This window comes from Pseudomonas sp. SG20056 (assembly GCF_031764535.1).
GTDB lineage: Bacteria > Pseudomonadota > Gammaproteobacteria > Pseudomonadales > Pseudomonadaceae > Aquipseudomonas.
In genome coordinates, this window is sequence record NZ_CP134499.1 from 2,330,345 (window position 1) to 2,356,370 (window position 26,026).

The 26,026-nt window shown below is 61.3% G+C and carries 21 protein-coding genes and 4 pseudogenes; 8 read left to right on the plus strand and 17 right to left on the minus strand.

Annotation, left to right across the window (positions count from 1 at the left end; translation table 11 throughout):
• Window positions 1–9: 9 nt before the first annotated feature.
• The 3 genes and pseudogenes from arfB to RHP75_RS21270 form a co-directional block, all read right to left on the minus strand.
• Window positions 10–423 (minus strand): alternative ribosome rescue aminoacyl-tRNA hydrolase ArfB, encoded by a 414-nt coding sequence (gene arfB / locus RHP75_RS11170; protein WP_311088248.1) that lies wholly within the window; start codon window positions 421–423, stop codon window positions 10–12.
• A 155-nt stretch (window positions 424–578) separates the two neighbouring features.
• Window positions 579–1,472, minus strand: coding sequence for a methyl-accepting chemotaxis protein (locus RHP75_RS21265; RefSeq protein ID WP_409079734.1), 894 nt, complete (start codon window positions 1,470–1,472; stop codon window positions 579–581).
• A 9-nt stretch (window positions 1,473–1,481) separates the two neighbouring features.
• A pseudogene (locus tag RHP75_RS21270) lies at window positions 1,482–2,501 on the minus strand (methyl-accepting chemotaxis protein); the annotation flags it as partial.
• Between the two features lie 313 nt (window positions 2,502–2,814).
• Here RHP75_RS21270 and ccoG point away from each other — a divergent pair.
• From ccoG to RHP75_RS21280, 5 genes and pseudogenes are all read left to right on the plus strand, one after another.
• On the plus strand, window positions 2,815–4,230 hold the full coding sequence (gene ccoG, locus RHP75_RS11180) for a cytochrome c oxidase accessory protein CcoG (protein ID WP_311088250.1): 1,416 nt from the start codon (window positions 2,815–2,817) through the stop codon (window positions 4,228–4,230).
• A gap of 64 nt (window positions 4,231–4,294) precedes the next feature.
• On the plus strand, window positions 4,295–5,704 hold the full coding sequence (mapR, locus tag RHP75_RS11185) for a GntR family transcriptional regulator MpaR (protein ID WP_311088251.1): 1,410 nt from the start codon (window positions 4,295–4,297) through the stop codon (window positions 5,702–5,704).
• A gap of 127 nt (window positions 5,705–5,831) precedes the next feature.
• Window positions 5,832–6,911 (plus strand): metal-dependent hydrolase, encoded by a 1,080-nt coding sequence (locus tag RHP75_RS11190; protein WP_311088252.1) that lies wholly within the window; start codon window positions 5,832–5,834, stop codon window positions 6,909–6,911.
• A 108-nt stretch (window positions 6,912–7,019) separates the two neighbouring features.
• Window positions 7,020–7,706: pseudogene (locus tag RHP75_RS21275) on the plus strand (methyl-accepting chemotaxis protein); the annotation flags it as partial.
• 306 nt (window positions 7,707–8,012) lie between these two features.
• Window positions 8,013–8,609: pseudogene (locus RHP75_RS21280) on the plus strand (methyl-accepting chemotaxis protein); the annotation flags it as partial.
• 13 nt (window positions 8,610–8,622) lie between these two features.
• Here the strand turns inward: RHP75_RS21280 and RHP75_RS21285 are convergent.
• The 12 genes and pseudogenes from RHP75_RS21285 to RHP75_RS11250 form a co-directional block, all read right to left on the minus strand.
• Entirely contained in the window at window positions 8,623–9,504 is an 882-nt protein-coding gene (locus RHP75_RS21285) for a methyl-accepting chemotaxis protein (protein WP_409079735.1), read from the minus strand.
• A gap of 24 nt (window positions 9,505–9,528) precedes the next feature.
• Window positions 9,529–10,644 (minus strand): annotated as a pseudogene (locus RHP75_RS21290) (methyl-accepting chemotaxis protein); the annotation flags it as partial.
• A gap of 307 nt (window positions 10,645–10,951) precedes the next feature.
• Window positions 10,952–12,412: a sodium-dependent transporter gene (locus RHP75_RS11205; protein ID WP_311088255.1), complete on the minus strand. Its 1,461-nt coding sequence runs from the start codon at window positions 12,410–12,412 to the stop codon at window positions 10,952–10,954.
• A gap of 123 nt (window positions 12,413–12,535) precedes the next feature.
• Window positions 12,536–13,195, minus strand: coding sequence for a maleylacetoacetate isomerase (gene maiA / locus RHP75_RS11210; protein ID WP_311088256.1), 660 nt, complete (start codon window positions 13,193–13,195; stop codon window positions 12,536–12,538).
• Complete coding sequence (locus RHP75_RS11215) at window positions 13,185–14,168, minus strand: fumarylacetoacetate hydrolase family protein (RefSeq protein WP_311088257.1); 984 nt, start codon at window positions 14,166–14,168, stop codon at window positions 13,185–13,187. The genes maiA and RHP75_RS11215 overlap by 11 nt, the downstream gene beginning before the upstream one ends.
• A complete protein-coding gene (locus RHP75_RS11220; protein ID WP_311088258.1) occupies window positions 14,168–15,307 on the minus strand; it encodes a homogentisate 1,2-dioxygenase in 1,140 nt (379 codons plus the stop codon). The genes RHP75_RS11215 and RHP75_RS11220 overlap by 1 nt, the downstream gene beginning before the upstream one ends.
• Before the next feature lie 4 nt (window positions 15,308–15,311).
• The gene (hppD, locus tag RHP75_RS11225) at window positions 15,312–16,394 is read right to left on the minus strand and encodes a 4-hydroxyphenylpyruvate dioxygenase (protein ID WP_311088259.1); all 1,083 of its coding nucleotides are present in this window, start codon (window positions 16,392–16,394) and stop codon (window positions 15,312–15,314) included.
• A gap of 343 nt (window positions 16,395–16,737) precedes the next feature.
• Window positions 16,738–18,516: an ABC transporter ATP-binding protein gene (locus tag RHP75_RS11230; protein WP_311088260.1), complete on the minus strand. Its 1,779-nt coding sequence runs from the start codon at window positions 18,514–18,516 to the stop codon at window positions 16,738–16,740.
• Complete coding sequence (locus tag RHP75_RS11235; RefSeq protein ID WP_311088261.1) at window positions 18,509–19,141, minus strand: DsbA family protein; 633 nt, start codon at window positions 19,139–19,141, stop codon at window positions 18,509–18,511. The genes RHP75_RS11230 and RHP75_RS11235 overlap by 8 nt, the downstream gene beginning before the upstream one ends.
• Before the next feature lie 2 nt (window positions 19,142–19,143).
• On the minus strand, window positions 19,144–20,082 hold the full coding sequence (locus tag RHP75_RS11240) for a rhodanese-related sulfurtransferase (RefSeq protein ID WP_311088262.1): 939 nt from the start codon (window positions 20,080–20,082) through the stop codon (window positions 19,144–19,146).
• Window positions 20,083–20,465: 383 nt separating this feature from the next.
• The gene (locus RHP75_RS11245) at window positions 20,466–20,759 is read right to left on the minus strand and encodes a BolA family protein (RefSeq protein WP_311088263.1); all 294 of its coding nucleotides are present in this window, start codon (window positions 20,757–20,759) and stop codon (window positions 20,466–20,468) included.
• Between the two features lie 12 nt (window positions 20,760–20,771).
• Window positions 20,772–21,272 carry a DUF2059 domain-containing protein gene (locus RHP75_RS11250; protein ID WP_311088264.1) on the minus strand — a complete coding sequence of 167 codons (501 nt, stop codon included), beginning with the start codon at window positions 21,270–21,272 and terminating at the stop codon, window positions 20,772–20,774.
• 265 nt (window positions 21,273–21,537) lie between these two features.
• Here RHP75_RS11250 and RHP75_RS11255 point away from each other — a divergent pair, with 265 nt between their 5' ends.
• The 3 genes from RHP75_RS11255 to RHP75_RS11265 all read left to right on the plus strand — a co-directional run bounded on the left by RHP75_RS11255 (window position 21,538) and on the right by RHP75_RS11265 (window position 24,675).
• Entirely contained in the window at window positions 21,538–22,548 is a 1,011-nt protein-coding gene (locus RHP75_RS11255; RefSeq protein ID WP_311088265.1) for a DUF2804 domain-containing protein, read from the plus strand.
• Window positions 22,549–22,667: 119 nt separating this feature from the next.
• The gene (locus RHP75_RS11260) at window positions 22,668–24,062 is read left to right on the plus strand and encodes a class II fumarate hydratase (RefSeq protein ID WP_311088266.1); all 1,395 of its coding nucleotides are present in this window, start codon (window positions 22,668–22,670) and stop codon (window positions 24,060–24,062) included.
• The gene (locus tag RHP75_RS11265) at window positions 24,055–24,675 is read left to right on the plus strand and encodes an NAD(P)H-dependent oxidoreductase (protein ID WP_311088267.1); all 621 of its coding nucleotides are present in this window, start codon (window positions 24,055–24,057) and stop codon (window positions 24,673–24,675) included. The genes RHP75_RS11260 and RHP75_RS11265 overlap by 8 nt, the downstream gene beginning before the upstream one ends.
• Here RHP75_RS11265 and RHP75_RS11270 read toward each other — a convergent pair.
• Complete coding sequence (locus RHP75_RS11270) at window positions 24,672–24,980, minus strand: hypothetical protein (protein WP_311088268.1); 309 nt, start codon at window positions 24,978–24,980, stop codon at window positions 24,672–24,674. The genes RHP75_RS11265 and RHP75_RS11270 overlap by 4 nt on opposite strands.
• Window positions 24,977–25,948, minus strand: coding sequence for a DMT family transporter (locus RHP75_RS11275; protein WP_311088269.1), 972 nt, complete (start codon window positions 25,946–25,948; stop codon window positions 24,977–24,979). The genes RHP75_RS11270 and RHP75_RS11275 overlap by 4 nt, the downstream gene beginning before the upstream one ends.
• Window positions 25,949–26,026 lie beyond the last annotated feature (78 nt).

Consider the following 26,026-nt stretch of genomic DNA (forward strand, 5'->3'; position numbering starts at 1 on the left):
GCTCGGTAACTAGAAATCGACCTTGCCGCGCCCTGCCTTGATCGTGCCGCGAATGCTCTTGCCTTCCAGGCGGCGCTTTTTCGAGCCCAGGGTTGGCTTGGTCGGACGACGGGCTTTTTCAGTTTTGGCGGCGCTACGAATCAGCTCGGCCAGACGCTCCAGAGCATCGGCACGGTTCTGCTCCTGGGTGCGGTACTGCTGAGCTTTGATAACCACCACCCCTTCGGCGGTAATACGGCTGTCGCGCAACGTCAGCAGTCGTTCCTTGTAGAACGGCGACAAGCTGGATGCCTGAATGTCGAAGCGCAGATGGATCGCACTGGACACCTTGTTGACGTTCTGCCCGCCCGCGCCCTGGGCGCGGATGGCAGTCAGTTCGACGTCATCGTCAGGCAGGTGAACGCTGTTGGAGATAACCAGCATGGACAGGCTTCAGCACAGAAAAGGACGCTCAGGATAACGCGAACACCGCACAACTGCCCGCTCAGGTTGCCAAGCGGTTATGGGCTTAGTTGCTGATGAAGTGGCGGAAAATGCCAGAGGCCGTGGCGGGTTGCCACGGCCTGCTAGTTTGTCCGTTAAACGCGGAAGCGGCTGACCAGCGTTTGCAGCTGATTGCCCAGGCGCGCCAGCTCGGCGCTGGAGGCGGCGGTTTCGTCGCTGGCGGTGGCGGTCTGCTCGGAGACGTCGCGCACGCTGAGGATGCTGCGGCTGATTTCCTCGGCCACCGCACTCTGCTCCTCGGCGGCTGCGGCAATCTGCTGGTTCATCGACTGGATGTTGGACACCGCATAGGTGATGTTGCCCAGCGAGTCGCCGGCCTTGCGAGTCAGCTCGACGCTGCTGTCGGTGAGGCTGCAACTGTTGCGCATCGCCGCTGCCACTTGCTTGGTGCCGTTCTGCAGACCGGCGATCAACGCTTCGATTTCCTCAGTGGATTTCTGCGTGCGCTGGGCCAGGCCACGTACTTCGTCGGCGACCACGGCAAAACCGCGACCGGCTTCGCCTGCGCGCGCGGCCTCGATAGCGGCATTGAGGGCGAGCAGATTGGTCTGCTCGGCCACCGCCTTGATCACGTCCATCACGCTGCCGATCTTGTTGCTCTCCTGCTGCAAGCCATTCATGGCCTCGCTGGAGCGGCTGACCTCGGCGGCCAGGCGTTCGATCTGAGCAATCACCTCGCCCACCACCTGATCACCCAAACGCGCCTGGCCGTCCGCCTCGTTGGCAGCCTGCGAGGCTTGCTCGGCGTTGCGCGCCACTTCCTGCACAGTGGCCGACATTTCATGCATGGCGGTAGCCACCTGATCGGTTTCGCTCTTCTGGCTATTGGCACCGGCACTGGTCTGCTCGGTCACCGCCGACAGCTCTTCCGCAGCACTGGCGATCTGCGCCACGCCATCGCGGATGCCGCCGATCAACTCACGCAGGGTCGCGGCCATATACTGGATGCCTTGCTGCAGCTGGCCCATCTCATCACGGCGGTCGACCTGCACAGTGGCGGTCAGGTCACCATCGGCAATGCGCTGCACCGCGCTCAGAGTGTCCTGCAGCGGACGGGTGATCTGCCGAGTAATCACCCAGGCAGCCAGCACGCCGAACAGCATTGCCAGCAACGTGGCGCCGATTTGCAGACTACGCGCCTGGGCGCTCTCGATGGCCAGACGGTCCATCTGGAACTGATACAGGGTTTCGCTGATACGCACGATTTCGCCCTGCTGCGCGGTCATTTCCTGGCGAGTGCGGGCGATATCGCCAGTGGCCAGCTTGAACGCCTGCAGCGTCGCCTCATACTGGCCCAAGGCCGTCGCGATACGGCGTAGTGCATCCTGCTGTCCGGCACCGAAGGCCTGCTCAAGTGGTGCAAGGCTGCTACGGGCGGCGGCAATGCGCTCAACCAGCGCCTGCTCGGTTTGCGCATCCGGGACGCTGTCATAACGCTCCAGCAGGTAGCGCAGACTCAGCAACTCGCCTTGAGTGCGGGTCAGCGCCTGCAACTGGGCAAAACGGCCGCCGTCGTATTCCGGCAGCACCTCAACGCTGCGCTGCATGGTACCCAGCAATTCGCCGAGCTGTTGCGTCTCGCTTGCCACCTCGCGCCGTGCAGTATCGGCTGCCGCGTAGGCGGCGCGCATACCGCTCAGCGAACGCTGGTAATCCTGGTTATAGCGATCCTGCTCCTGCAGCAGCTTGACGTTGACCGGATTGGTAAAGCTGCCGAGCAGCTTCTTCTGCTGCTGCAAATAGATATCGAGGTTGCTCAGCACGCGCTCACTGCTCGCGGCATCGCCCTTGGCTAGCATGAACTGCAGGCGAGCAATACGCAGATTGGTCAGGGTGGTGTTGAGCTGGGTGATATCGCTCATCCAGCTGCTGCGCTGGATCACGCTGCCCAGGCCGGTCCAGGCGACCCATGCCAGGGCGAGAGTCAGGGTCAGCACCAGGCCGAAGCCGAGAGCCAGCTTGCGGGTGACGCTAAGGTTGGCAAACCAGGTGTTCATAAGAATTCTCCAACTGTCGTTCTGACAGGCAGTTCAGGTTTCGCTGGAGAATTGTTTTTGTTGAAGCCAGCACAAGGCCTGTGCTGACGCTCTACGACGGGGTTGCGACACATATCTGCAGCACGCTCAGCGCAATTAGCCGGCAGCGCCCTGAGATAGCGTGATAACCAGGCAGTAACAGACCACGCAGCGGCACATAGCGTATCGGTGCCCAGCCATCTGATCCGTTTTTTATTGGAAAACCTGAGTCTGTTATCCAAACAGCTGCGCTCGCATCATGCGCCTCGCCTGATAAAGCCCGACGAGGCCCGTAATGAGCGAACGAATTCCCGCGCAGATCATCGAGACCATCGACCCGCGCCAGCCTATCCGCCTGACGCCGTCCCAAGCCGGCGGACCTATCCATACCCGCAGTTTTAGCGGCCGCTTTCGCAATCTGCGCCTGTACGGTGCCGGCCTGCTGTTTCTGATCTTCTTCGGCACCGCCTGGCTGGACTGGGACGGCCGCCAGGCGGTGCTGTGGAACCTGGCCGAGCACCGCTATTACATCTTCGGCGCAACCTTCTGGCCGCAGGATTTCACCCTGCTCTCGGCGCTGCTGATCATTGCCGCCTTTGGCCTGTTTACCATCACCGTGGTGGCTGGGCGGGTGTGGTGCGGCTACACCTGCCCGCAGAGCGTGTGGACGTGGGTGTTTATGTGGGCTGAGAAAGTCACTGAAGGTGAGCGTAATCAGCGCATCAAGCTCGATGCCGCACCCTGGTCGCTGAACAAGCTGGCGCGGCGTAGCGCCAAGCACGCGATCTGGCTGGGCGTCAGTCTGCTCACGGCGCTGACCTTTATCGGTTATTTCACGCCGATCCGCCCGTTGGCCAGCGACCTGCTGCACCTACAACTGGACGGCGGCACGCTGGTGTGGGTGCTGTTCTTTATGGCCGCCACCTACCTTAACGCTGGCTGGCTGCGCGAGAAGGTCTGCGTGCATATGTGCCCCTACTCGCGCTTCCAGAGTGCGATGTTCGACGATGACACTCTGCTGGTGGCCTACGACGCTAAGCGCGGCGAAGGCCGTGGCCCACGCAGGAAGGACAGCGACCACAAGGCCGAGGGCCTGGGCGACTGCATCGACTGCACTATGTGCGTGCAGGTGTGCCCCACCGGTATCGATATTCGCGATGGCCTGCAGATCGACTGCATCAGTTGCGGTGCCTGTATCGACGCCTGCGATTCGGTGATGGACAAGATGGGCTATGCCCGAGGCCTGGTCGGCTATCACTCCGAGCGCGAACTGCAAGGTGGCAAAACCCACTGGCTACGGCCACGGCTGATCGGCTATGGGATTGCTCTGGTGTTGATGCTCGCCGCCTTTGTCTGGGCCTTGAGCGCGCGTTCGATGCTGTCCATCGACTCGGCCAAGGACCGCAGCATGTTCCGCGAGAACCAGCTGGGGCAGATTGAGAACACCTACCTGCTCAAGGTGATCAACAAGACCCAGCAGCCGCAGCGTTATGCCCTGAGCTTGCTCGACAGCCCTGGCATGCGCCTGGACGCGCCGCAGCAGTTGCAGCTCAACCCCGGAGAAATTCTCGATGTGCCGGTGACCGTGGTCCTGGAAAATCAACAGGCCGCCACCAGCACCCTGCCCGTGCGCTTTGCGATCCACAACCTGGCCGATGTCAGCGAACAGGCACAGACGCAGAGCATTTTTCTCTCCCCGAGCGGGCGCTGACAGTCGCATGGCCAGGCAACTCCCCGTAGAGTGCGCGGATCTGCAGCGCGCACCGACGGACACGATGAAACGCTACGAGAAATTTGCCGACCAGATTGCCGAACTGATCCGCAGCGGCATGCTCGCCCCTGGCGAAAAAGTGCCCTCGGTGCGCCACGCCAGCCGCATCTATGGGGTCAGCCCGTCCACTGTGTTCCAGGCCTATTACCTGCTGGAAGACCGTGGCCTGATCCAGGCCCGCGCGCGCTCCGGCTACTTCGTCCGCGAGCTGGCGCGGCATTCTCTGGCCGAGCCGCAAACCTGCCAGCAGCCGGCGCAAACCACCGATGTGGATGTCAGCGAACTGGTGTTCTCGGTGCTCGCCTCACTCAAAGACCCCAGCACCGTGCCATTCGGTTCGGCCTTCCCCAGCCCGCAGCTGTTTCCCCTGCCGCGCCTGGCCCGCTCCATGGCGCAGAGCGTGCGCGATATGCAACCGCAAGCGGTGATCGCCGATATGACCGAGGGCAACCCCAACCTACGCCGGCAGATTGCCCTGCGCTATATGGTCAGCGGCGTGATGCTGCCGCTGGATGAGCTGGTGATCACCAGCGGCGCTATGGAAGCGCTCAATCTCTGCCTGCAAACGGTCACCCAGCCCGGTGATCTGGTGGCCATTGAGGCGCCAGCCTTTTACGCCACACTGCAGGTCCTGGAGCGCTTGAAGCTCAAGGCGGTGGAAATACCGGTCAACCCGCGTGACGGCATCGATCTGGATGTATTGAGTGAGCGCCTGGCCTGCCTGCCGATCAAGGCCTGCTGGTTTATGAGCAGCCTGCAGAACCCGCTCGGCGCGAGCATGACTGATGACAAGAAGCGCGCCCTGTATGAACTGTTACAGCGCCATCAGGTGCCGCTGATTGAGGATGACGTGTACGCCGAACTGTATTTCGGCAGCCAGCCGCCTAAACCGGTCAAGAGCTTCGATCGCGATGGCCTGGTGATGCACTGCGGCTCGTTCTCCAAATGCCTGGCGCCCGGTTACCGGGTCGGTTGGGTGGCCGGCGGGCGCTATGCCGAGCAGATCAGCCGGCTCAAGCTGATGACCACCATCTCCCCCTCCGTACCAGCTCAGGCCGCCCTGGCCGATTACTTGCAGCACGGCGGCTATGACCGACACCTGCGCAAGCTGCGCCATGCCCTGGAGGCGCAACAGGCGTCGATGCTCGCTTCGGCCGCGCGGCATTTCCCGGCCAATACCAAGGTCACCCGCCCCAGCGGCGGTTACTTCCTCTGGTTCGAGTTTCCCGAACAGGTTGATGCGCTGCGCCTGTTCCAACTGGCCCTGGCCCAAGGCATCAGCCTGGCTCCTGGGCCGATCTTCTCGGCCACCCGGCGCTTCGGTAATTGCGCACGGCTGAACTATGGCCATCCCTGGAACGCACAAAGCGAACACGCCATGGCCGTACTGGGGCGGATCATTTCCTCCTTCTAGCGCTTGGTTCGGCGAACCGGTTACACCCGTGACGTGGACATGGGCTGAAATCTTTTTTAGAGATTTTTCGCAGCAAACGGCCCGCAGCTCAGCTAACTTAGCCGCCTGTTTAATCCAGAGAGCGGTCATGGACTCGATAACCCAGGCGGTACTTGGCGCCACTATTCAAGGCGCTCTGCTCGGTCGTTGGCAGGGGCGCAAGGCGCTGCTTTATGGAGCCATGCTCGGCACATTGCCAGATCTAGATGTGGTCATCGATTATGGCGACGCCGTGGCTGACATGACCTACCACCGGGGTTTCAGCCATTCGCTGTTTGTCCTCACCGGTCTCGCGCTGTTCCTGACGTGGATCACACGACGCTTTCGCAACCACCCTGGTTATTCCGCCCAACGTCTGTTCGTGACGGTATGGCTGGTGCTGATTACCCACCCATTGCTCGACAGCTTTACCAGTTACGGCACCCAGTTGCTCTGGCCGCTAACCCCTGTGCCAACTGCATGGTCGAGCATCTTTATTATCGATCCGCTCTACACCGTGCCACTTTGCATCGCCGTAGCGCTCGGGCTGCTTTATGGCTTACGCGACACCACTGGGCAGAAGACAGCCACCAAGGCGCCCGCACTGGCCTTACTGGTTTCTTCGCTGTACCTGGGTTTTACCGTCGCGGGTAAGTACATGGCCGAGCAACGCGTGGAAGCCGAACTGGCGCGTCAGGGCATCGAGGCTCAGCAAATCTTCAGCACCACCACGCCGTTCAACAGCCTGCTGTGGCGGGTGATCGTGCTCGATGGTGAGGATTACCACGAGGCGCTGGTCAGCTGGTTTGACGATGCACCGCCGCAGCTCGCACGCATCCCGCGTGGCACACACCTCGCTGCGGCACTGGCCGACTCCCCGGCGCATGCGCGGCTGGCCTGGTTTACCAATGGTGTGCTGCGCTATGACCAGCTGGGCGAACAGCTGGTGGTCACCGACATCCGCCTGGGCATGACCGGTTTTCATCCCTTCCGCTTCGACTTCGCCACCCTGGAAAACGGCGAGTGGCGCGTGCATGACAATATCCAGCGCTTGCCGGTAGAACGTGGTGATGTATCGCGTCTGCAGCTGCTGTGGGCGCGCATCTGGCAACCCGAGGTGCAAATACCGCTACTAGCCTGGGCTGATGAGCTGCGTAAAGTGCCGCTGGCCAGCAGTGACTTGCCATAACCGCGCCTGCCGGCCTGCATGGGCCGGCCCTACAGAGATGCTGCGCATGGTCTAGGCTGAATTCCAACCTCTATCCGTTGGAGTCTAGCCATGAATATCCGGCAGAAAATGATCGCCTGTGGTGCTATCAGCGTACTCGCAGCCACCCTGCTGGGTAGCATCGGTTTCTGGGGGCAAACCCGCCTGGCCAGTGCGCTCAACGAGAATCAGCTGAGCGTCAGCGCCCTGCGCAACCACCTGGAAGGCGACATGATGCACGACGCACTACGCGCCGATGTGCTCGCCGCCTTCTATATCGACCCTGCCGACAGTGCGGCGGTGACCCAGGTACGCGATGACCTGCGCGAACACAGCGAATGGTTCACCCGCACCCTGAATGACAACGCCAAACTGCCGCTCAGCGCGGATATTCGCCAGGCCATCAGCCAGTCGCAACCGGCCCTGGCCAGCTACATTCAGCAGGCCGAGGGCATCGTCAATCTGGCTCTGACTGACCCACAGGCCGCACGGCAACAGATGGCTGCCTTCGATGCAAGCTTCGGCGATCTGGAAGAAAAGAACGAAGCCCTCAGCGGCCTGATCGAAGCGCACTCGGCAAAAACTCGCAGCGACGGCGAAGCCGCCGTGCAACAGGCAGCCTGGTTGCTGATTGGCGGCATTCTGGTGGTCTGCTGCCTGCTCTGCCTGCTCACCACCCAACTGATGAAAGCCGTCCTGCGCCCGCTGGAGAAAATCATCGGAGTGGCGCGCAATATTGCCCAGGGCAACCTGCGTAGCACCATCAGCGTCGACAGTAACGATGAAGCCGGGCAACTGCAGCAGGCACTGGCGGATATGCAGGGCAACCTGCGGCAGATGATCGACGGCATCCGCCAGGAAGGTGAGCAGTTGCAGCAAACCGCGCGCAGCCTCAACGGCGCCTCGCAAAGCATCGTGCGCAGCACCACGGAAGAGTCGCAGAGTGCCAGCAGCATGGCCGGGGCCATGGAACAGATGATGCAGAACATCGAACAGATCGCCGGCCACGCGCGCAATGCCCAGGAAATTTCCTCGCATTCCGAGCACCTGGCCAGCAACGGCGGCCAGGTGATCATGGGCGTGGTCGATGGCATGAGCCGGATTGCCGAAGCCGTCAACGAATCCAGCGCCACCATCACCGCGCTCGGCGAATCATCGGAAGAAATTCACTCGATCATCCAGGTGATCAAAAGCATTGCCGAACAGACCAACCTGCTTGCGCTTAACGCCGCCATTGAGGCCGCGCGCGCGGGCGAGGCCGGCCGTGGCTTTGCCGTGGTGGCCGATGAGGTACGCAACCTGGCTGCACGCACCGCGCAATCGACCCAGGAAATCACCGGGATGATCGAACGTATCCGCACCAGCACCGAGCAGGCGGTCAACAGCATGCAAACCGGCGTTACCCGGGTGAACGATGGCGTGTCCCTTGCGCGTCAGGCCGGTGAGTCGATCAGTGAAATCCGCGGCGGCGCACAACGCGCGGCCGAGGTGGTGGAAGAGATATCGCAGACCATCGACGAGCAGAGCCGCGCCAGCAGCGAGGTGGCGCAGCAGGTCGAACATATCGCGCAGATGTCGCAGCAAAACAGCCGCACCGTGAGCGAATTGGCCGATGCAGCACAAATTCTCGACCGCGTGGCGCGCAGCATGCAGAACGCGGTGCTGCAGTTTCAGACCTGAGCGAGGCGCCTCTTTAGCTGCGGAACTGCGCCACGAGCCCCTGCAACTCAACCCCCAGGCGCGCCAGCTCGGCGCTGGATGCTGCGGTCTGTTGGCTGGCGCTGGCGCTTTGCTCGCCGATATCGCGCACCCGCGTCACGCTCTCGCTGATGGTTTCCGCTACCGCGCTCTGCTCTTCGGCGGCGGCAGCGATCTGCTGGTTCATCTGCTCGATGGTGCTTACCGCCTGGGTAATACGGCCCAGTGCAGCGCCGGCTTCGCCCGCCAACGTGACAGTGCGTTGGGTCAGATTGCGGCTGCTATCCATCTTCTCCACCGCGCCCTTGGCCAGGCGTTGCAGGCTGGCGATCAGCCCTTCGATTTCTTCGGTGGAATCCTGCGCACGCTTGGCCAGGGCCCGCACTTCATCGGCCACCACGGCAAAGCCACGGCCCTGCTCGCCAGCCCGCGCGGCTTCGATGGCGGCGTTCAATGCGAGCAGATTGGTCTGCTCGGCGACGTTGCGAATCACCTCCAGCACGCCGCCAATCCGCGCGCTTTCCTGATTCAGCGCGGCGATGGCTTCGGCTGACTCCTCCACTTCAGTGGCCAGGTGACCAATCTGGCTGACTGCCTGCTGCACCACCTGGTTGCCCTGTTGCGCTTCCTGATCGGCAGCACGGGCAGCCAGGGAAGCCTGCTCGGCGTTCTGCGCCACTTCCTGCACGGTTGCGGCCATTTCATGCATGGCGGTGGCGGTCTGTTCGGTTTCCATTTTCTGGTTCTGCACACCAACGCTAGTTTGCGCGGTAATAGCCGACAGCTGCTCGGCGGCAGCAGCAATCTGGCTGACGCCACCGCCAATCCGTCCAACCAGGGTACGCAGGCTCACGCTCATCACCTGCATGGCGGCCATCAGCTGACCTGGTTCGTCACGACGATCCTGTGGCAGATCGTGGGTCAGATCGCCGGCAGCAATGCGCTGAGCAAACACCACGGTCTGCTGCAAGGGCGCAACAATCAAGCGGGAGATAATCAGCGCCGCCAGCATGCCAATAATCACCGCCGCAACGCCCATCGCGCCGAGCAACAGCATGGCCTGGCGACTATCAGCGGCCATGGCCTGCTCCTGCTGAACCTTGGCTTCATCCACCAAGGCCAGCACGGCCTGGGCACGTTCAACCATGGCCACTTCGCTCTGCTGGCTCTGCCCGCGTACCTGTTGGTAATTAGTGAATGCCTGCTGATAGAGGGTCAACGCCTTCAAGGCGGTTTCAATGGCGCCTTTCTGATCGTCATCCAGCCAGACCATCAGGCTGCGTGCGACGGTTTGCAGGTCGTCATTGATATAGGTCCACTCTTCCAGCGCTTCGGCCGAGCCATCAATAATGTACTGGCTCTCATGGCCGCGCAGATCGAGCATACGTTTGCTCAGGCCCGAGGCGGTTTCCGCAAGAGTCAGCGGGTCGCTGCCACGCAGCTTGTCACCTTCCAGGCGCAGCTCACGTACCGCGTCGTACATATCCAGCTCGATCACATCGAACTGATCACGCGCTTCGCCGGCCGCCTCACGCATCTGCGTGCGTGCCGCGCGGGCATTGTTCTGCTGCTCGACAAAGCTGTCGAACTGCCGGCGATAGTCGTCGATGGCCTGCTGCATGCTTTTCAGTCGCACCTGATCGGCGCCGGAAGCGGCCTCCAGCTGCTGGGCAAGTGTCGCGCCGACCCGGTCCAGTTGCTCATGCACCTGAGCGGCTGCTTCGCTGGTCTGCCGCAGAGCAAAGTCACGCTCGGCACGGCGCGCCTGCAGAACCTGAGCGTCGATTGCCGACAAGCCACTGGTACTGGCATGCCCATCCAACACGGCTTGCACCGCCAGAAAGCCACTGCCGGTAACGGCAACTGTGAGTAACAGCACCAGGCCGAAGCCACACATAAGCTTTTTTCCGACAGACAGATCGGCGAACAGACGCGCGGCAGAAGAGGACATAACAACAACTCCGTTTTTATTATCGAGCGCAGCGAGGCGGCATGATGGCGGCCCAGGCAAGCACATGAACAACTGATGGCAGTTTAGCCCCGCTTTATTGCAACCCTTGCGCCAGAGGCCTACTCGCAGCCCAGGTAAAAATGCCAAGGCCCAAGCTAGAGGCGCTGGCGGTTACTCAACGAAGCAAAGCCAAAAATCGAATGCGGCAGATAATGCGGTTTATCGGCAGGTTTCCGCTGATCCTTTATTGGGAATGGCGAGTTATCGCCAAAAAGCCCGCGCCAAGGTTATGGCGGACCAATCTGTAAGTAAGAAAAAGGGCGCACGGCTTTTGCCAGTGCGCCCTTTTCTACTACGGCTCAGCTTGGCGTGATTACCGCCCGGCAAGTACCGGCACCACCCGTGGCCGCAGCACTTCACCCAGTACCGCGAGCAGGCCGATAGCCCCGGCAATCCAGTACCACTGGGCAATCGGGTCAAACATCAGCCAGCCCAGGGCATGCAGGAACACCACCATGATCAGCACCGGGCTGACGTAGCGCACCATAAACAGCCACAGCGTATAGCCCAGAGGCGGCAGGCCCAGCTCATCCCGCATGATCTCGCTGCGCAGGGCGTAACCGGCCAGCAACACCATAAAGATCCCGCCCAGCGGCATCATCCAGCGTGAAGTCAGGTAATCCAGCCAGTCGAAGAAGTTCTTGCCCAGCGGCGTCCAACCGGCCAGCAGGTTGAACGAGAGCATCGCCAGCAGACTGATCACCAGCAGTACCACACCGGAAGTGGCTGCGGCCTTGAAGCGGCTGATGGCGTACTTCTCATTCAGGTAGGCCACCGTGGCTTCGATCATGGAAATCGCCGAAGTCAGCGCGGCAATCGACACCATGGCGAAGAACAGCACGCCGAACGCAGTACCGAACGGCATCTGCTGGAAGGCCAGCGGCAGGCTCATAAAGATCAACCCCGGCCCGGCGCTCGGGCTCATGCCGTTGGCGAAGATGATCGGGAAAATCGCCAGACCCGTCAGCAGCGCCACGCAGGTGTCGCAGATGGCCACAACAAAGGTGGTACGCGCCACCGACTGGCCGTCCGGCAGGTAGGAGCCGTAGGTGAGAATCGCCCCGGAGGCCAGGCTCAGGGTGAAGAACGCATGGCCCAGAGCGGCCAGCAGAGCTTCACCAGTGATTTTCGAGGCATCGAAGGTAAACAGGAAATCGAAGCCAGCACTGAAGCCGCCACTGGTAAAGGCGTAGCCCACCAGAATCAGCAGCATCAAGGCCAGGCCCGGCATCATCCAGCGTACGGCATTCTCGATGCCCTTCTGCACGCCCTTGGCGACGATCCACAGGGTCAGCAGCGCCACCAGCACGCTCCAGCCGCCGAGCTGCCAGGGGTTGGCGTTATGTGCTTCGAACACCCCGCCGAGCGCCTCGACACTGGTGGCAGCGAGCGAGCCGTCGAGCATTTTCACCGTGTAGGCAAAGGCCCAACCGGCCACCACCACGTAGAAACACAGGATCATAAAGCCGGCCAGCATGGCCATGCCGCCGACCGCCTTCCACAGCGGGTTGCCGTTGTTTTCCTTGACCACCCGACCGATCGCATCAATGGGGCTGCCACGACCGCGTCGGCCAATGGCGATCTCGGTCATCATCACCGGAATACCAATGGCCAGGATGCAGGCCAGGTACATCAGCACAAACGCGCCGCCGCCGTATTCGCCGGTGATGTAGGGGAATTTCCAGATATTGCCCAGGCCCACAGCGGAGCCGGTTGCAGCAAGAATAAAGCCCCAGCGCGAGAGCCAGAGGTTCTTCGGTTTTTCACGGGTCATGCGTCACCTGTTTGTTTTTATCTGTGACGAAATAGAACCCGCAGCGCTTGTGGCGCGGCGGAGTGGCAAGGCTTTTATCGAGCCGGATTCGCCTGACCCTAGCGGCGGCGAAGCCGGCTGGGATCACTGAGCGTCGGGTTGCACCTCCGGCGCCGCCTGTTTAAAGGCTTCCAGGGATTCACAACGCGCCGCCATGGCGAGGATGCGCGGGTACGCATCAAGGTCACAGTTAAAACGGCGCGCATTATACAGCTGTGGAACCAGACAGGCTTCCAGATATCCCGGCCGCTCGCCGAGCGACAGGCGATCATTGAACACCGCCAGCCCCGCCTCGACCGCCGCCAGGCCCTTGTGCAGCCAATGGCGATACCAAAGGTCCTTGGCATTTTCGCCAACGCCCAGCTCACCGGTCAGGTACTGCAGCACCCGCAGGTTGTTCAGCGGGTGCAGATCGCAGGCGATATGCAGGGCCAAGGCACGCACCTGGGCGCGCTGCGCCGCATCACTGGGCAGCAGCGCCGGCGTCGGGAACATCTCATCCAGGTATTCAAGAATCGCCAGCGACTGGGCAATCCGCCCCCCGCCGTTGCCCTGATCCACCAGCAACGGCAGCAGCTCTTGCGGATTCAGCGCCTGGTACTCGGCCGAATGCTGCTGGCCGCCATCCTTGACTAGGTGCACCGGCACTTGCTGGTAGGCCAGGCCCTTGAGGTTCAACGCGATGCGCACCCGGTAGGCGGCGCTGGAGCGCCAGTAACCGTAGAGCGTCAACTCAGTGCTCATAACGCTCTACCGCCTGGTCGATAGCGCCGAACAGGCTATGGCCGGCGGCATCGAACATCTCGATGCGCACGCGGTCACCGAACTTGAGGAACGGGGTTTTCGCCTCGCCACTCTCGATGACTTCCAGCATGCGCTTCTCGGCCAGGCAGGAGGAACCCGCGCTGCGGTCGTAGTTCGACACGGTGCCGGAACCGATGATGGTGCCGCTGCCCAGCGGGCGGGTCTTGGCGGCGTGAGCCACCAGCGTTGGGAAGTTGAAGGTCATGTCAACGCCGGCATCCGGCTGACCGAACAGCGCGCCATTGATATGCGACACCAGCGGCCGATGCACCTTGCCATCGCGCCAGGTATCACCCAGCTCATCCGGGGTAATCGCCACCGGCGAGAAGCTCGATGACGGTTTGCTCTGGTAGAAGCCAAAGCCCTTGGCAAGCTCGCCGGGGATCAGGTTTCGCAGCGATACATCGTTGACCAGCATCAGCAACTGGATATGCCCGGCAGCCTCGGCAGCGGTCGCGCCCATCGGCACGTCATCGGTGATCACCGCAATCTCGGCTTCCAGGTCGATCCCCCAGGCTTCGTCAGCCATCTGAATCGGGCTATGCGGCGGGATAAAGCAGTCGGCACCACCTTGGTACATTAGTGGGTCATGCCAGAAGCTTTCCGGGATTTCGGCGCCGCGCGCCTTGCGCACCAGCTCCACGTGATTGACGTAGGCGCTGCCATCGGCCCAGTGATAGGCACGCGGCAACGGGCTGTGGCAGGCCGCCTGATCGAAGGCAAACGCGCCCTCTTCCAGACCATCGTTCAGACGCTGATACACCGCTTCCAGCTTGGGCTTGCTCACCGCCCAGTTATCCAGCGCGGCTTGCAGGGTAACGGCAATCGCCGGGACTTCGGTGGCGCGGCTTAGATCGCGGGACACCACGACGAGTACACCGTCGCGGCCTTGCTTCAGTGATGCGAGTTTCATCAGGATTCCTTGCCCGGCGCACGCCAGGAATTCACATATTCGGGAACATCCACACCGGCGGCGGCTTCGCCGACTTCCAGGGCGCGGCGGGTATCGATCATCACCGCCACTTCATCGATAAAGGTCGCCGGATCGGTCTGCGCCTTTTTCAGTGCTTTGGGGTGCGGGCCGTGGGGGAAGCCGCAGGGGTGCAGGGTGACCATGCCCTGCTCGATATTGTCGCGGCTGAAGAAGTTGCCACGGTGGTAGAACAGCACTTCGTCGTAGTCGTCGTTGTTGTGATAGAACGGCACCTTCAGCGCGCCGGGGTCGCTTTCCACTGGGCGCGGAGTAAAGGTGCAGATCACAAAACCATTGGCGACGAAGGTGGTGTGCGCCGACGGCGGCAGGTGATAACGGTGGCTCATCAGCGGGCGGATATCGCGCCAGTTCAGCCGCACCACGGTGTTGTCGCCATGCCAGCCGACCACATCCAGCGGGTTGTACGGATAAGTCACAGTGCTGACCTGACCACGGCGCTTGATGCGAATCTGCCAGGTGTTCTCGTCCTGCTGGGCCTTGAAAGCGTCATCGATGCGCGGATGATCGAGCACCGCCGGATCGAAGATTGCCTGCGGGCCGAGCAAGCCCTTGTCCGGTAGCTGATAGGCACCGTCGGTGCTCTCGATCAGCAACATAAAGGTCGGCTCGCTGGCCTCTATGCGCCAGGCGGTGCCGCGCGGGATCAGCAGGTAATCGCCGTCGCGGTAGCTTAGGTGGCCGAAATCGCAGTAGAAGTGCCCTGCCCCTTCATGGATAAACAACAGGTCATCGCCATCGGCATTGCGCACCAGATGGCGCATGGCGCCGTGGGTTTTCCACACGCGCAGCTTCACATCGCTGTTATGCAGGGTCAGCGGTGCGGCCAGCGGGCAATCACGCTCGCTGGAAATATCGTTGAAGTTGAACGCATGCGGGCGTAGCGGCCCCTGCCAGTCGATCCAGCCAGTCGGCGGATGCTTGTGGTGCAGGTGCGCCGTGGGGCCGAAAAAGCCCTCGCGGCCCATCTCGCGCTCATAGGTGCCTTCAGGAAAGTCGCAGTGCGCCTGACGCGAGCACTCGCCTTCACGCAAAGGGAAACTGATCCATTGCCGGCTCATGGCATCACTCCTCGGAGATCACGCCGCGCTTGATCTGGTCTTCTTCAATCGACTCGAACAGCGCCTTGAAGTTGCCCTCGCCAAAGCCCTGGTTACCCTTGCGCTGGATGATCTCGAAGAAGATCGGGCCAATCACCGTATTGGTGAAAATCTGCAGCAGGATGCCGTCATCGCCCGGCGCGCCGTCGATCAGGATGCTCAGCTCGCGCAGCACATCTGTCGGTTCGCCGTGCCCGGCAACGCGGGTGTCGACCTTGTCGTAATAGGTGCCGGGGGTGACCATGAATTGCACACCATTGGCGCGCAGCTGGCGCACGGTGGCGTAGATGTCCTCGGTGCTCAGGGCAATATGCTGGATGCCCTCGCCCTGGTACTCGCGGATAAATTCCTCGATCTGCGACTTGTCGTCAGCCGACTCATTGATCGGGATGCGAATCTTGCCGCACGGCGCGGTCATCGCCCGCGACAGCAAACCGGTAAGCTTGCCTTCGATATCGAAGTAGCGGATCTCACGGAAGTTGGCGATGCGCTCGTAGAAGCCCGACCACACGTCCATCTGCCCGCGTTTGACGTTATGGGTCAGGTGGTCCAGCTCTTTCAGGCAGACCGCGTTGTCGTTCGGCGCGCGGCCTTCGATGTACTCGAAGTCGACGTCGTAGATGCTTTTGTCGCCGTAACGGTCGACCAAATACAGCAGCGAACCACCGATGCCTTCCACACAGGGAATATTCAGCTCGCCGAAATTGGCGTGGCTGCCCACTAGCTTGGCGCCCTGAGACTCCACATAGGCGGCGGCCTGGGCGGCGTTTTGCACGCGGAAGGCCATGGCGCAGGCACTCGGGCCGTGCTTCAGACCGAACTCGCGCACGTGCCCAGTAGGGCTGCCGTTCAGCACGAAGTTGATGTCGTTCTGCTGGAACAGCCAGACCTCTTTCGAGCGGTGCTTGGCGGTTTCGGTAAAGCCCATGGCGGTGAACAGCTCACGCAGCTGCTGGATGCCTTCGGGGGTCGGTGCGGTGTATTCGACGAACTCGAAGCCGTCGGTACCGATGGGGTTGTGCTGCTCGATCTTGTTCACGGCGTTCATTGCGCCTCCTCGTTGTTGTTTTGATCAACCGCTGCATCAGCGGGATTGACCTCATAACAACCGAGCGCAGGCCCGCTAACAAGCCGGCCCAGAGCGCCCTACCCCAAGCTTGGCCAAGGCTTTCGGCAATTTTTTAATACAGCTAGAGAAACAGCGGGAATCCTGACCGAAAGCACCCACCATGCGTAACGATAAATTTACAAAGCGGTCGATTTAACTGCCAGGTGCGAGGCCGCAGGGGTTCAGGCCCGATTGAAACCCACAACAAATCGCGGGCATGGGCCGCTCCTACGCTGGCAGAAGCGGCCCATGCCCGCGAAATAACGATGCGTTTAATGCTTTGCTAGTGCTGCAGATGGCCGTAGAGCTTGGCGTAGAGCCCACCTTCGGCAATCAACTGCTGGTGGCCGCCGTCTTCGGCGATGCTGCCGCCGTCGAATACCAACACCCGATCGGCCTGCTTAACCGCACTCAGGCGGTGAGCGATGATCAGCGTGGTGCGGCCATGCAGAAACTGATTGAGCGCCTGGTGCAGGGCGTATTCGGTAGCGGCGTCCAGGGCCGAGGTGGCCTCATCCAGAATCACCACTTTCGGCTCGGCCAGCACCATACGGGCTATCGCCAAGCGCTGACGCTGGCCACCGGAGAGGCGCACACCGGAACGGCCGACAATGCTGTCCAGGCCTTGCGGCAGGCCGTGAATGGTGTCGGCCAGCTGAGCAATCTCCAAGGCGCGCCAGCAGGCGTCGTCCCCTCGTTCCCGGCCCATACACAGGTTGGCGCGCACCGTGTCGTTGAACAACGCCGGATGCTGCAACACCACCGCGACGTGTTCACGCACGCCTTCCAGGCCAATCTCTTCCTGGCTGCTGCCACCAAAACGGATAGTCCCAGCCTGCGGCGTATACAGCCCGAGCAGAAGCTGCACCAGGGTGCTCTTGCCGCCGCCGCTGGCGCCGACGATGGCGACCTTCTCGCCTGGGGCGATGCTCAAATTAAGCTGGTTAAGCACCGGTTCGTCGTTATAGGCAAAGGTCAGCCCACTGACTTCGATGCCCACGGTGTCGCGGCCCTTGAACGGGTCGGCGCGGCCGGGATACTGCGGCTCGTCCTTGCGCGCCAGCAACTCGTTGATCCGGCTCAAAGCGCCGCCGGCGGCGTAGAAGGCATATTGCAGGCTGAGCAACTGCTCGACCGGGCCGATCATAAACCACAGGTAACTGAACACCGCGAGCATCTGGCCGATCGACAGGTCAGAGAACAGTACGGTGAGCATCGCCGCAGCGCGGAACACGTCGATACCAAACTGGAACAGCAGACCGCTGGCACGATTCGAGGCGTCGGTCTTCCACTGCGAGGCCACGGCGTAGTCGCGCACTTCCTTGGCACGACCACCGAGGCGACCTAGGAAAAAGCCCTGGCGGTTGCCGGCGCGGATTTCCTGAATCGCTTCGAGGGTTTCGGTCAGCGCCTGGGTAAAGCGCGAGGTACTGTCGTTCTCCAGCTTCTTCAGGTGTTTGACCCGCTTGCCTAGCTGCACCGTCGCGTAGATCACCAGCGGATTGAATAACAAGATCAGCAACGCCAGCTGCCAGTGCATCCAGATCAGGATCGCCGAGGTGCCTGCCAGGCTGAGCATGGCCACCAGAAAGCGGCTGAGGGTCTCGCCGACAAACTTATCCAGGGTATCAAGGTCGGTAACCAGGTGCGTGGTCACAGTGCCGCCGCCGAGGCTTTCATATTCGCCAAGGGAAATCCGCTTGAGCCGTTCGATCAGGCGAATGCGGATCCGGTAGACGATGTCTTTCGACAAGCGGGCAAACAACCGCGCCTGCAGTACGTTGAAGATCAGCGCACCGCCGCGCAGAAACAGGGTCAGCACCAGCATCAGGCCGATATAGCCGGCGGCGGTTTCCCAGTGCGCTGGCAGGAAGTTGTCCATGACCTTGAGCGCGGCGTCACCGTCGTTGAGCAGCACTTCGTCGACCAACAGCGGCAGCAACAGCGGGATCGGCACGCTACATAGAGTGGCCAGCACGGCAACCAGGTTGGCCCAGATCAACGCCTTCTTGTGCTGCAGGGCCAGCCGACGAACTTCCGCCCAACTTAAACGATCAGGCATGAGCAACCCGCTCCAGCCAGCGCGCCAGCAAGGGCTGCAGCACATCCAGAGGCTGATAGCCGTTGGTCAGCAGCGCCAGTTGGCCGTTGCGTTCAGCGAGCAGCGTGGGAAAGCCGGCAATGCCCAGATCCTGGGTCCAGCTGAAGTCGGCGGCGGTGGCAGCGCGTTGTGCGGCGCTGTCGAAAGCTTCGGCAAACACGATGCGCGGAATCCCGGCGCGCTCGGCCAACTCCACCAGCACACTGGCGCGGGTGACATCCACACCTTCGGTGTAGAACGCCCGCTGAATCAGTCGGGCCAGCGGCCAGACCAGCTCGGGCGCCAGGTTGCGTGCAGTCACCAAAGCGCGGCAGGCCGGCTCAGTGTCATAGACCAAACCCTCAGGCAAACCGGCATTAAAGTTGAACAGCTGCCCGGTGCTGGCATTCACAGCTTGCCAATAGCCCAGGTAGCGCACGCGGGCGGCGGCATCAATGGCCACACCATCACGGCGCAAGCCGCCCAAGACCAATTCCAGCCCCACACCTGCGGCAGCGGCCTGCTCGGCGAGGGACTCCAGCACCGGGGCAAAACCCCAGCACCATGAACACATCGGGTCCATCACATAGAGCAAGCGTGCGTGCATGCTTAAGCCTCGCGGTTTTGTCGGGGGTTGTAGCCCAGTGGGTGCGGCTGATTGCGCTCTTTAGCCAATTCAATCTGCCGTTGACGCTCGCGGGCGCCGGCGCGGGTTTTCTCTGGCAGCGAATCCCAGCAATGCGGACAGCTGACGCCAGGGGTGTAGAACTCGGACTGACGATCTTCCACCGACACCGGCGTGCGGCAGGCGTGGCACTGGTCGTAATCGCCTTCGCTGAGGTCGTGACGCACAGTAACCCGGTTATCGAAAACGAAGCAGTCGCCCTGCCACTTGGTCTCTTCCTGCGGCACTTCTTCGAGGTACTTGAGGATGCCGCCCTTGAGGTGGAACACCTCCTCAAAACCCTCACCGAGCATATAGCTGGAAGCCTTCTCGCAGCGGATGCCGCCAGTGCAAAACATCGCGACCTTCTTGTGTTTTGCCGGGTCGAAGTGCGCTTTGATGTAATCGGGAAACTCACGGAACGACTTGGTTTTCGGGTCTACCGCACCTTCAAAGGTGCCAATCGACACTTCGTAGTCGTTGCGCGTATCGATCAGCAGCACTTCGGGGTCTGAGATCAGCGCGTTCCAGTCCTTGGGCTCAACGTAGGTGCCGACCTTCTGGTTCGGATCGACGCCGGGTACGCCCAGGGTGACGATTTCCTTCTTCAGCTTGACCTTGGTGCGGTAGAACGGTTGCTCGTCGCAGTAGGATTCCTTGTGGTCGATATCAGCCAGGCGCGGATCCTGGTCAAACCAGGCCATCAGGCCATCGATACCGGCACGCGAACCGGAGACAGTGCCATTGATGCCCTCTTCGGCCAGCAGCAAGGTGCCTTTTACCGCGTTATCCAGCATGCATTGCAGCAGCGGCTCACGTAGGTCATGGAAGTCAGGCAGGGAAACGAACTTATACAGCGCGGCGACAACGATCTTGTCAGTCATATGCATGTCCTTCAGTAGTCGCCCACGTAAAGGGCGGACCGGGATACAAACGTGACCAGCAGCGGCTTTGCCAGGCTGGTGGACCACAAAAAATTGCCGGGAGCAATTTTTGACGTCGCTCCGCGACGGCCTCGCAGGGTGGCCGCCATGGATGGCTGGTCACAAACAAAACCGCCGGCGCTAGGCCGGCGGGGTGCGCAGTTTACTGCCCTTGAGAAGCGCCGTGTAGAGGCGAATTGCCTCAGAACCTGTTTACGATCTGCTGCGCGTCGGCCCTGCTGCGTTAAAAGCAGGTTCGGATGCTCATGTACAACTCGTACACTGCAAGTCCTCGCCTGCTTTTGCCTTACGGGGCTCTAGCTCGCGAGATCGTAAGCAGGTTCTCAGTGGCCGCCCTTGCAGGTCGGCGAAGCCGGAGCCACGCCCTGCTGTGACCACTCATCGGGTGTATAGGTGTGCAGCGCCAGGGCATGGATCTGCCCCATCAGTTCACCTACGGCGGCGTAGACTTTCTGATGGCGTTTAACCGCATTCAGGCCAGCAAACTGCTCGCTGACGATCACCGCCTTGTAATGGGTTTCCAGACCCCGGCTGTGCATGTGGCTTTCATCCAGCACATCGAGCTGCTGGGGCTGCAGGCTTGCCAGAGCGGCCTGCAACAAATCGATCTTCGGCATAGGGACTGTCACTCAGGGCTTCTTTGGAGTCAGCTTGGTGGTCATTTCCGCCAACAGCTGGTTGACCTTGGGTACCGCGGTTTCCAGCTTGCCCTGGGTCAGCTGCGCCGACTGTGCGGTCAGTGTTGGCATCTTCTCCAGGACTTTCTTGCCCAGCGGCGATTCGTAGAAACGAATCAGGTCTTTCATTTCCTGCTCGTCGAAGTTGCTGGTGTAGAGCTTGACCATATCCGGCTTGAGCTTGTCCCAGCCCACGGCCTGCTCCAGAGCCGCATTGGCCTGAGCCTGGTAGGTTTCCAACACCGCTTTGTCGCTCTGCGGCGCATTACTCTCGGCAAAACGCTGGGCAAACATCTGCTGCACCTGGGCATACACAGGTACTGCCAGCTTGTCGGCACGAGCCAGCAACAGGAAACGCTCGGCATCGGCAGCGTGGCTTTTGGCATCGGCGAGTACCTCAGCACTACCGCACGTCAGTATTAAGGCAGCGCAAAAGGCAGGTAAACGTGACATGTACTACTCCTGAGGAAGGGAATGAGTGCTGTTGGACTCAATTGCCGGCATTTTGTGCCCAAGCGCTGGTCACACTCAAGTCAGTAAGAGCGTCGATCAACTCACGCTACAACTGTGCACTGGCGCACTGCCTGCATAAAGGCCAAAATGCCAGCACTTGCCGAGCAGGCCAATGCCTGTGCATGCTCAGCGAGATAAGCCATCTTCTGCTTCAGCGCGCCTTTGAGCCCACAAGGTAGGCGCCAGCACACACATGGACGTGTCGATGAACAGTTTCACTCACCCAGAGCCTTTTGCCGCCATCGCACTATGCGATAGCCGCGGCCTGCTCAACCCGCAGGCAATCGGCTGGTCGCCAAGGCCCATGATCGATTGCGCCATACCCGGGCACTTCGGTCGGCGCAAACGCTGGAACCATTGGTGCATCACCACCCCGCAGTGGATGCTCTCCTTCACCCAGGCCGACCTCGACTACCTGGGTTACGCCGCCGCCTACTTCCTTGATCTGCAAAGCGGCCAAGCCGTCGCCTACAGCCAGTACCGCCTGTTCGGCCGTGGCTGTGACCTGCCAGACCAGCCGCAGGCAAGCCACGAATTCAACCACCCACGCCTACAACTGCGCGTGGCTGAACACACCGGCCGCACACGCATCACCATCAATGCACCCGATATTGGCGGGCAACCGCTGCAGGTCGCCCTGGACATTCAGCGCCCTGCCCACCTGGACTCGGTCAACTTGGTCGCTCCACTTGGCCCACATAGCTTTCACGCCACCAGTCGTCAGCTTGGCCTGCCCTGCAGCGGCAGCGTGCAACTGGGCAAACAGCATTACAGCTGCGTAACCGGGCAAAGCTTTGCCTCGCTGGATTTCGGCCGTGGCGTCTGGCCGCTCAACAGCCACTGGACCCGCGCGGCTTTTGCCGCGCCGGGTGGCATCGCTGGTAACTTCGGCTCTGGCTGGACGGATCACAGTGGCCTGTCGGAAAACACCCTGTGGTTTGGTGGCGAGCTGCAGCATCTGAACTCCCCTATTGCCATCACTCAGGCACCGCACAACCCGCTGGCGCCCTGGCAGCTGCGCAGCACGAATGACAGCGTCAACCTGACCTTCACCCCACGCCAGCGTCACCAGGCCTACCGCCGGCTTGGGCCGTTCTATGCTGACACGCAGCAGTGGTTCGGGCATTTCGAGGGGGTTTTGCGCGGCCCGGAAGGTGAGCGCGTACCCGTCAATAGCGCCCTTGGCTGGCTCGGTGAAACCCGCGCCCGCTGGTAGTTACCTGTGGCAGTTGAACCTCTGCTGATGCACAGCGACCTAAGCTGAGATACGCCCAGGCTGGCAGCTGCTGGCCTGGCAATCCCTTTGCTACACGTGCAACCATCAGGAGAGCCGCCATGAGCCGCACTGAAACCGACAGCCTCGGCCCCATCGACGTACCGTATGAAGCTTACTGGGGCGCACAGACTCAGCGCTCGCTGATCAACTTCGCCATCGGCCAGGAGCGCATGCCCTTGCCGGTGGTGCATGCCCTGGCACTGATCAAGAAAGCCGCCGCGCGGGTTAATCAACGTATCGGTGAATTGCCCGCAGATCTGGCCCGACTGATTGAACAGGCCGCCAATGAAGTCTTGGCCGGCCAGCATGATGAGCAATTTCCCCTGGTGGTCTGGCAGACCGGCAGCGGTACGCAAAGCAACATGAACGTCAACGAGGTGATCGCTGGGCGCGCCAACGAACTGGCCGGCAACGGCCGTGGTGGCAAAACTCCGGTGCACCCCAACGACCACGTCAACCGCGCACAAAGCTCCAACGACAGCTTTCCCACCGCCATGCATATCGCCGCCGTGCAAGCGGTGCAGCAGCAACTTCTGCCCGCACTGCGCGAACTGCGTGATGGCTTGCAGGAGCAGGCTGAACGGCATGCTCGGCTGGTCAAGACCGGTCGCACACACATGATGGACGCCACACCGATGACCTTTGGCCAGGAGCTATCGGCCTTTGTCGCGCAGCTGGGTTATGCCGAACGCGCCATCCAGGCTGCGCTGCCAGCCGTCTGCGAACTGGCCCAAGGCGGTACGGCCGTCGGCACCGGACTGAATTCACCGCAGGGCTTTGCCGATGCTATGGCTGCCGAACTGGCCGCCTTAAGTGGCCTGCCATTGGTCAGTGCGCCGAACAAGTTTGCCGCCCTCTCCGGCCATGAACCTTTGGTGGCGCTGTCCGGTGCCTTGAAAACTCTGGCGGTGGCCCTTATGAAACTGGCTAACGACTTGCGGTTGCTGGGTTCCGGCCCGCGCGCAGGCTTGGCCGAGGTACGTTTGCCGGCCAATGAGCCGGGCAGCTCGATCATGCCGGGCAAGGTCAACCCCACTCAATGCGAGGCGCTGTCAATGCTGGCGTGCCAGGTACTGGGTAACGACACCACGATTACCTTTGCCGCAAGCCAGGGCCATCTGCAACTCAACGTGTTCAAACCGGTGATCATTCACAACCTGCTGCAATCGATCCGCTTGCTGGCGGATGGCTGCCATAACTTCCAACAACACTGCGTCTCTGGCCTGGAACCGGACGCAGGGAAAATGGCCGAGCACCTAGAACGCGGTCTGATGCTGGTCACGGCGCTGAATCCACATATCGGCTATGACAAAGCCGCACAAATCGCCAAACAGGCCTACCAGGATGGCACCACCTTGCGTGAAGCAGCACTGCAGTTGGGCTACCTGAGCAATGAACAATTCGACGCCTGGGTGCGTCCTGAAAACATGCTGGAGGCGGGTCAACATGAGTGACGCGGCAAAGAGCGGCGCAACACCACTGGAAGGTGATGGCAAACGTATCCTGATGATTCTCGGCACACCAAAGGGCAATAGCTTCTGCCATGCCCTTGGTGAAGCCTATGCCCAAGGCGCTCGTAGCAAGGGCCACGTGGTGCGCCAGCTGAAGCTCGGCGAGATGAGCTATGACCCAGTGCTGCGTGATGGCTACGAGCAAAGCCAGCAACTGGAACCCGACCTGCTGGAAGCACAGCGGCAGATTCATTGGGCCGAACATCTGGTGTTCGTCTATCCGGTCTGGTGGGGCGGCATTCCCGCGCTGCTCAAGGGGTTCTTTGACCGCACCTTTCTGCCCGGCTTTGCCTTCAAGTACCGCAACCGCTCGCAACTCTGGGACAAGCTGCTGACTGGGCGCACGGCTGACCTGCTGGTGACCATGGATACGCCGCCCTGGTACTTCCGCTGGATTTACGGCGCCCCCGGGCATCGGCAGATGACTCGTACCATCCTCGGTTTCAGCGGCATCAAAACTCGCCGCCTGGCCGAGTTCGCACCCGTGCGCCCCTCCAGCGAAGCACAGCGCCAGAGTTGGTTGCGCCGTGCGGAAAGTCTGGGCGTAAAAGCCTAGTCGCCGAGGTATTCACGGGCTTTCAGGCCGACATAGCGACGGCCTGGATTGTCTTCACTGGCGCTCCACTCCTCCGGCGAAAACAGCTGGAACAGACCAATGCGGCAGAGCGCAGGAATGGCTAACGCCAACTCACGCTCGACCTCGCCGCGCTCACCCCGGTTGTACAGTTCGATGTTGTGCAGCATGGTGGCCACCGTGCCCGTCTGGACACGGCTGCCATCGCGCAGGGGCACCGCCGGCAAAGATTGCTCTCCGGCAGCCAGTATCTTGGCGTTGACTCGCGCCAGTTCATCTTGGCTCATTTCAGGGCTCCTACAGGTATTACGCCACTCTTACGGGCCTTCCAGCTGGCGAGAAGCGATGGACCAAGTGCCGTCAGCGCTGACCCCAACACCACCAGCACCGCTCCGCCATAGGCCAACCAATTGATCTGCTCAGGTTGCACATGATCAGGCCACCAACTGGCGGCCAGCGCCACCGAAGCAAAGGTTACCAACGGAGTAATCGCCAATGCCGCGCTGACCCGCGAAGCCTCCCAGTGCGCCAGCGCTTCGGCAAAGGCGCCATAAGCCACCAGGGTATTCAGGCAGCAGGCAAACAGCAGCCAGCCTTGCAGCGAGCTCAGCTCGAACGCCTGCTGCGGATGTGCCCAGGGTGTCAGCAGCAGAGCGCAGGCGAGGTAGATCACCATCATCACCTGCAACGAATTCCACACCGTGAGTAACTGTTTCTGCGCCAGACCATAAAAAGCCCAGACAAAAGCGGCCAGTAGCACGATCAACACCCCAGTGGTGTAGGCCGTCAACGAGGTCAGCAGCTCATCCAGACGCTGATTGAAAAACAGCGCAAAACCAATCAGCAACACCAGCAAACCCAGCCCCTGACCGAGACTGAAACGCTCGCGAAAGATAAAGATGCTGCTGATCAACAGCAGGATCGGCGCCACCTGAATCACCAGCTGCGTCGTGCCGGGGCTGAGCAGATTGAGCCCGGCCAGGTACAGCACGTAGTTGGCGGTCAACCCGGCTATCGCCAGCAGCAACAGCCAGGCGCCTTTCTTGCCCAATGGGCGGAATGCCGGCAGACGCTTACTGGCCGCCAAGTAGGCGAACAGGATGGAGCCGGAAACCAGCAGGCGATACCAGGTCACCGTAACCGGGTCCATCACCTGTAGCACTTCCTTGAGTTTGATCGGCAGCACGCCCCACAACACGGCTGTCAGCAGCGCGAGAAACAGACCATAGAGCCAGCGACCGGAAGAAATATGCATAAACGCCTCACAACCAGCACCGCAACCTTTGCCCGATGCAAGTTGGAGCGCTAATGCAGCATTTTAGGTCGTGCCTAC